The following is a 6,144-nucleotide window of genomic DNA, read 5'->3' as shown; positions in this document are numbered from 1 at the left end:
GGCTCGCAAATTTGACCCCGTATCGGCGTTCAATTTTGACCCCTTCGCGCGGCGTGGTTTGAGGGTAGCGCTCGACTCGTCGGAGCTGGCCGGGATTGCGGAGACGAGACGAGCGCGGGTGGCGTGATCGTCGTCGCGGCTTTTGAAGCGCCAGCTGTCGTTACCGGTTTCGACGATGTCGCAGTGGTGGGTCAACCGGTCGAGCAGCGCGGTGGTCATCTTGGCGTCGCCGAACACGCTGGGCCATTCGCCGAAGGCGAGATTGGTGGTGACGATGACGGAAGCACGCTCGTAGAGCCGGCTGACGAGATGGAACAGCAACTGGCCGCCGGATTGGGCAAAGGGCAGATATCCGAGTTCGTCGAGCACGATGAAGTCCATCCGGGTCAGATGTTCGGCAAGCCGGCCCTGACGTCCGTTACGGGTCTCGATCTCGAGGCGATTGACGAGGTCGACCACGTTGTAGAAGCGACCGCGGGCGCCGGATCGGATGCAGCTTCTGGCGATTGCGATGGCCAGGTGGGTTTTGCCTGTGCCGGTGCCGCCGACGAGCACGACGTTGCGCTGCTGGGCGATGAAGCCGCCGCCGGCGAGATCATTGACGAGCGTCTGATTGATCGGCGTGCCTTCGAACTGGAAGTCATCGAGATCCTTGGCCAATGGCAGCTTGGCGATGGTGAGCTGGTACTTGATCGACCGCGCCTGCTTCTCGTTGATCTCGGCGCTGAGCAGGTCGCCGACGATGTGCTGAGGTTCGTGCTGGCGCTTGACGGCCGTCGCCATGATCTCGTCGAAGGCAGCCCTCATTCCGTAGAGTTTGAGCTCACCCATGAGGTCGAAGATTTGGGTTCGTTCCATCAGATGGTCCTCCGGAGGTTGTCGTAACGGGCGCAATCGGCGATCGGCGCATGGCGGAGCGTCAGTGCCGCCGGCGTCATAATGTTGGCCGGTGCAGCGGGTTCGCGTTGGCGAGCCAGGATGTTGAGAACGACGTCAGCGGAATGAACGCCATGAGCGATCGCCTCGGCGCAGGCGGCTTCGACCGCCGACAAACCGTCCGTCAGCACCGCATTGAGGATGTCGACCATCTGTCGATTGCCGTCGTCGGTGCTGGCGAGCCTGCGCCGGATCCGTTCGATCGCGGCCGGCAACACCCAGTCCTTGAAGGGTGCGCCGTTACGTAAGGCCCCGGGTTTGCGCGCGAGCACCGGCACGTAGTGCCAGGGATTGTAGGTCGTCTCGCCGCGTCCGAACGATCGCGGATGCTCCGCAACGATGCGCCCGTCCTGACGGATCACGATGCGATCGGCATAGGCTTGAACTTCGACCGGGCGCCCGACGGCGCTGGCAGCGACCGAGTATTTGTTGTTGTCGAAGCGCACCAGGCAGGTCTTCGAGACCGATGCCGGCACCGCGTGGAATCCGTCGAACCGGCCAGCATAGGGAACGAGCTTGGGCCGCTCGGCTTCGAACACCTCCCAGACCGTCTGTTCGGCCAGTTCTGGATGTCGGTGCGCCTTGGCGTAGGCGATGCACTTATCCAGAAGCCACGCGTTCAACTCGTCCAGGGTTTTGAACCGCAGCCGTGGCGTGAAGAACCGTTCCCGGACCAGCCCGACCTGGTTCTCGACCTGACCCTTCTCCCAGCCCGACGCCGGCGTGCAGGCGACCGGATCGATCAGATAGTGGCTGCACATCTGCAGGAAGCGGCGATTGTAGCGGCGATCCTTGCCGACGAAGATCGTCTCTACCGCCGTCTTCATGTTGTCGTAGATGCCGCGGCTGCAGGTACCCTTGAACAGTGCGAACGCCCGGTCGTGGGCGTCGAATACCATCTCCTGCGTCTCCCGCGGATAGGCCCGCACGAACAGCATGCGGCTGTGGCACAGCCGGACATGAGCGACCTTCACGATCGCCGTCACGCCGTTGAGGAGAACGATCTCATGGCTCCAGTCGAACTGGTAGGCTTCGCCCGCCGCAAAGCTCAACGGAACATAGGCCGCCGCGGTCGATTGCCCGCGCTCCTTGCTCCAACGCCTGGCGTAACGCCGTACGGCATCGTAGCCGCCGTCATAGCCGCGTCCGCGCAACTCTTCGAAGATCCGGATCAGCGTCAGCTGTTCGCGAGCCGATTTGGCCGCGTTCGCCGCCAGCAGTTCATCAAGCTCCGCCGCCCAACGCCCGAGTTTGGGGCGCGGCTGGATCGAACGCTCATACTCGAACAAGGTCTTGCCCGACCTCAGCACCTTCCGGACCGTGTTCCGCGACACCTTCAGGTCACGGGCGATCTCCTTGATCGTCTTGCCCTTGATGAAGTGTTCGCGCCGTATCCGCGCAATCGTCTCCACGATCAGCATCCCCGACCACCTGCTTCATGACAAAGCAGGCAGCGCAACAGCCAACCTGTAGGGGGTCAATTTTGGACGCCGATCCCCCGGCTTACGGGGTCAATTTTGCATGCCGAATGACAGCTTCCGGCGTTCAAGCCGGGCCAGTACATCACGGTGCGCGTTAAAACGCCGGATGGTCAGACCACGATGCGGAATTACAGTCTTTCCGACATGCCCGGTCAGCCGCATTTCCGCATCAGTGTGAAGCGTGAAATGCCACCGGAGGCCAATACGCCGCAGGGCTATGTTTCCAATCTGCTGCATGATGCCGTCGAGCCCGGTCACACGCTTCAGATCGCGCCTCCCTGTGGTGAGTTCTTTCTCGATGTGACGGAGAAGCATGAGCGCCCGCTGGTGCTCCTTGCTGCGGGCGTGGGAATCACGCCGATTATGAGCATCCTGCTTTCCGCGCTGGAGGCGTTCCCGAAGCGAGAAATCCTCGTTGTGCATGCGGTACTGAACGAGGACGTTCAGCCGTTTCGCAAGACGGTGAATGAGCTTGCGCGGCAACATGCCAACCTACGTGCATATTATCGCTACAGCGAGGGCGGCAGCCCTAGCGACAATGTGAGCGTTGGCTTCGTGACAGCGGAATATCTTGAAGGTCTGCTGTCATCGCGCGATGCGGATTATTACTTCTGCGGTCCGCAGCCGTTCATGGTTTCCATCTACCACGAACTGCTCAAGTGGGGCATTCCGGCTTCGCAGATGCATTTCGAATTCTTCGGACCACGGCAGGAACTCGAACGGGCGGCCTAAGCGCGAGTTTGAAGCATGTTGGGCTTCAATCGCTCAAAGCGGGGTGAAGCCCATTGCTGTTACTCTTGTCGCGAGGTGAGCAGGTGCTGTGCAACGGGTCTCGCCTGCCCGCACGCCCCACCCTCGCCGCCGAAGATGGCCCTTGGTCCGGATATTAGCCATCCTGATCAGACGGTCGAAGGTGCTGAGACTAATTCCGCCGTGGCTCGCAGCTTGTGTTCGGGAAGACCGCGAGGCCCATGCGGGAGTTTATCGATATCTTTCGTCGTTTGCTCCCTGCAGGGACTATGACAGGCCACCACCTCGACCTATCGAAGCGGCGGAGGTCAGGCCTTTTTATAGGTATCCAGGTCGATGCCCGAGCGACCCGGAGCCAAAATATTGTTCGGATCCAACGCGCGTTTGATGGCGTGTTCCACGTCTCGCTTGACCGAGCCATAACTCTGCGCAACACGCTGCTGGAAGCGAGTGTTCACACGGTAAACCGCGTAGCCTTCCTTTTCGAACTCGTCCAACAGCTCGTTGAAGCAGGCATCCGCACGCTTAGTTTCCTCCGCATCCGTGCGATCGAAAAGCACGTCGATGACGTGATGCATATCGCGCGGACCGACGATAAATTCGGCCACATAATCTAGACCGTACTTGTGCAGGATGCGCTTAGCCAGCCGCGCCTGCTTCTCGCACTCGCTGCCACGCGCTTCGCTGACCGGCGCGAACCACATGGAGCCACCACCGCCGCGCCAGTTATACAGGCCGAATTCCTGCAGGTTGGGCACACCGCTCATCAGTTCGGCGCGGTATTTGAACGGCTGAGTATCGCCGGCCTCCTTCTGGGTAACAATGCGGCCCTTGCCGAGTTTGTTAAAGGCGTCGACGACGATCTTCCAGTCCGCGTCGACCTGTTCCTGTGTGCCGTACAGCGCGGCGTACAGATTCCAAGCTCCCATGCCGGTGTCATGCTGCATTTTCTTCAGGATAGGGTCAGGCGTATGACCGGGCTCGGTGATGTATTGCGAACGGCGCAGATGCGCACTCCCAGCTTCCCAGAGCACGTTGGCGATCACGACCGAGTTGGGAATGGTCCCGGAAATGCGCAGCGGACGCAAAATCTCGACGATTTCGACAATATCTTCCTCGTTGTCGAAGATCACTTCGAACGGCTTGAACACCGGTGGCTTTGGCATCAGCCAGAAGCCCATCTTAGTCGTAATGCCGTAGTTAGCCTGGGTGAACATGCCGTCCAGAGTTGGACCGTAACCCCACTTAAAAATCTGCCAAGTGTTGCTGCCCTTCACCCCGCCCATACCGGTGCGATAGATATCACCGCTGGCCAGCACCACTTCCATACCACACTGCATCATGAAATGTTCGCCGTAGGGGGTGTAGCCCACGCCGCGATCCATGGTGTTACCGAGCGGTCCGGCAATGGCCGAAGGTGCCGAGAACGACAGCATCAGCGGCAGCTTGTTCTCTGTGATGTGGTCGTAGAGCTGTCCATAAGTCACACCTGGCTCCACCAGGGCGTAGCACATCTCTGCATCGATCTTGATGATCTTGTTCATTTTCTTCAGATCGAGGATGACCTGGCCGCGCTGGATCGGCGCGGCCGAGCCGTAACCAAAGTTTCGGCCGGTGGAAATGGTCCAGATAGGAATTTTGTGCTCATTGCAGATTCGCACCACACCCTGCACCTGCTCGACCGTGGTGGCCGTCAGAGCTGCTGACGCCGCATGGGCTGCATTCTCGACGGACATCATGACTTTGTTATAGGGCGCAAGCTGATCGGCGTTGACTAGCACGTTCTCTCCACCCAGCAATGCGCGGAACTTCTCGATGGCGTTGTTGAATTCTTCCCGGACCGCTCCTCTGGGCAGCACAGCGCTATTTTGTTCAGCCATTCAATCAGCTCCTTCAAGCAACGATCGAAAAGGAAACGAAGCTGCCGGTGATCGGCGTGTTCGCGGCGGGAGCCAATGGAGCAGCCAGCGTCGTGCGCGCGCCGATCGAAGCCAGCAAATAACCGATGCTGCTCGCCCACTGTGCCGATTGGTTCGTCCCCCGTGAGGATCCGGTCAGCTGATGTGGCGCCATGGGACCGTTCTGACGCTCCTCAATCAATTTGAAACCAGCTCCACAATCGTGCAGCTCGCGGCTAAGCTGCTGCGAGCAGCCTTCGGACATATCAGTGCTGAGCACATGATGCCGGGTGAACCCGTCCTCAGCAGTATGCTGCCCGAGCCACTGCACACGTGCGCCGCCACTACGGGCCATATCCACTATGAGAGTTGCTGAGGCATCATCCAGCAGGCCGATAACCCTCATTGGCAGACCGTGACGTAGGCGACGCTCAAAATCGAGCATGAATCCCAGATCGCGGCCGACCTTCTGAACGCGCAATGGCGCTTTACCAGCCGCCATGGCGCCATACAGGAACACCGACTCAGCCTCGCCCTCGTTTACGAGCGCCAACATTGTTGGCTCCGTAGCTTCGTCACCGATCGACCCTTCAGAGTTAGCCGCCAGCGCGGGTATAAAACCGTCCACGGTCAGACCGAGACTGCTCACGGCTGCGCCTTTGAGCACGAAACGACGATTCACACTCATGTCGGGCTCCTTAAGGCTGAGTAGCCGGGGTCGGCAGACTCGACAGATATTCGGTGACCTGACCAATGGATTTGTCGTCTATATAGGAGGCTGAAAACGCGGGCATGGCGTTGAGGCCATTGCGTACAACCGACTTAATGTAAGCTTCGGGTAACCCGCGACCGGCGATCACCGGCCCCACTCCCACGTTGGGGGCATGGCAGAGTCCGCAAAGTTTATCATACAGATTCTTGCCACTGCCCCACTGGCCATCAGCCATCGCCTGGATGGAAGCGGTCACTAGCGCAAACGGCAGCACAGTTGCGAACAGCATCCGTTTCGTGACCTTGCCACTCAAGAAATCAGACATGTTTGGTTCCTCCAGTCGCAAGCAAACCGGCGAGTACGCATT

Annotated in this window: 6 protein-coding genes and 1 pseudogene; 2 read left to right on the top strand and 5 right to left on the bottom strand. The window is 59.7% G+C overall.

The window, feature by feature from the left end:
- The coding region (istB, locus tag NB311A_RS08075; protein ID WP_009797880.1) for an IS21-like element helper ATPase IstB at positions 1-858 on the bottom strand (858 nt) is incomplete at its 3' end.
- On the bottom strand, positions 858-2,357 hold the full coding sequence (istA, locus tag NB311A_RS08070; protein WP_009796680.1) for an IS21 family transposase: 1,500 nt from the start codon (positions 2,355-2,357) through the stop codon (positions 858-860). The genes istB and istA, both read right to left, overlap by 1 nt.
- Before the next feature lie 135 nt (positions 2,358-2,492).
- Between istA and NB311A_RS22895 the strand changes: the two are divergent.
- Both NB311A_RS22895 and NB311A_RS08065 read left to right on the top strand, forming a co-directional pair.
- A pseudogene (locus NB311A_RS22895) lies at positions 2,493-2,696 on the top strand (oxidoreductase); the annotation flags it as partial.
- Positions 2,697-2,717: 21 nt separating this feature from the next.
- Positions 2,718-3,149 (top strand): hypothetical protein, encoded by a 432-nt coding sequence (locus NB311A_RS08065; RefSeq protein ID WP_256365408.1) that lies wholly within the window; start codon positions 2,718-2,720, stop codon positions 3,147-3,149.
- A gap of 326 nt (positions 3,150-3,475) precedes the next feature.
- On the opposite strand, the gene NB311A_RS08060 is transcribed toward NB311A_RS08065, so the two are convergent.
- The 3 genes from NB311A_RS08060 to NB311A_RS08050 are packed head-to-tail and all read right to left on the bottom strand — an operon-like array spanning position 3,476 to position 6,102.
- The gene (locus NB311A_RS08060; RefSeq protein WP_009798021.1) at positions 3,476-5,047 is read right to left on the bottom strand and encodes an FAD-binding oxidoreductase; all 1,572 of its coding nucleotides are present in this window, start codon (positions 5,045-5,047) and stop codon (positions 3,476-3,478) included.
- A gap of 13 nt (positions 5,048-5,060) precedes the next feature.
- Entirely contained in the window at positions 5,061-5,753 is a 693-nt protein-coding gene (locus NB311A_RS08055) for a hypothetical protein (protein WP_009798020.1), read from the bottom strand.
- Between the two features lie 10 nt (positions 5,754-5,763).
- The gene (locus tag NB311A_RS08050) at positions 5,764-6,102 is read right to left on the bottom strand and encodes a cytochrome c (RefSeq protein WP_009798019.1); all 339 of its coding nucleotides are present in this window, start codon (positions 6,100-6,102) and stop codon (positions 5,764-5,766) included.
- Positions 6,103-6,144 lie beyond the last annotated feature (42 nt).

The sequence above is a fragment of the Nitrobacter sp. Nb-311A genome, assembly GCF_000152905.1.
Classification (GTDB): domain Bacteria; phylum Pseudomonadota; class Alphaproteobacteria; order Rhizobiales; family Xanthobacteraceae; genus Nitrobacter.
Note: the sequence above shows the minus strand (reverse complement) of the source record. Positions and strands in the feature narration are given on the sequence as shown.

Excerpts from the sequence above, each read along its gene's own strand:
- istA (WP_009796680.1), bottom strand. The coding sequence starts at position 2,357 with ATGCTGATCGTGGAGACGATTGCGCGGATACGGCGCGAACACTTCATC.
- NB311A_RS08060 (WP_009798021.1), bottom strand. The coding sequence starts at position 5,047 with ATGGCTGAACAAAATAGCGCTGTGCTGCCCAGAGGAGCGGTCCGGGAA.
- NB311A_RS08055 (WP_009798020.1), bottom strand. The coding sequence starts at position 5,753 with ATGAGTGTGAATCGTCGTTTCGTGCTCAAAGGCGCAGCCGTGAGCAGT.
- NB311A_RS08050 (WP_009798019.1), bottom strand. The coding sequence starts at position 6,102 with ATGTCTGATTTCTTGAGTGGCAAGGTCACGAAACGGATGCTGTTCGCA.